1 pseudogene is annotated in these 500 nt (G+C 51.4%); it reads right to left on the bottom strand.

The window, feature by feature from the left end:
* A pseudogene (locus OSC10802_RS42615) lies at positions 1-443 on the bottom strand (RHS repeat-associated core domain-containing protein); the annotation flags it as partial.
* Between the last annotated feature and the right edge of the window lie 57 nt (positions 444-500).

Genomic DNA, 500 nt, shown 5'->3' with positions numbered 1-500 from the left:
CAGCTGTACTCCGTTACCTCACCCGTAGCAATCTTAACCCGCTTAGTCCGGTTCCCCTCAGCATCATACTCGTAATTGTAAACTCCATCTGACTTCAGCTGGTTATTCGCCAGAGTCTGGTATCCCGTATTAGTGCGGTTGCCATTCCCGTCATAACTATAAACCTCATCATTTTGGTAACTGTGGTCTGTACCCGTCACCTGGTTGCGGTCGTCGTAGCTGTAGTTGCTGCTGCCATCGCCAGAAGTAAACTGAGTAATTCGGGTAGCCGCATCGTAACTCCAATTATAATTCGCAAACGTCGCCGTCCCTTTGCGATGAGTTAATTGAGTCAGCCGTCCCGCACTGTCATAAGTATAGCCGGTAGTCGCCACCTGTTGCGTCCCCGCCAAATCGCTGTAGCGAGAGACACCCGTCATCTGGCCAGCAGCATCATAGGCCATGTCCACTCGTTTGCTCGCTACCCCATTCCCGCTTTGAGTAATTCGAGTAACGCGGTT

The organism is Kamptonema formosum PCC 10802, from assembly GCF_000332335.1.
Lineage (GTDB): Bacteria > Cyanobacteriota > Cyanobacteriia > Cyanobacteriales > Oscillatoriaceae > Oscillatoria.
This window is presented reverse-complemented; position numbering and strand designations above follow the sequence as displayed.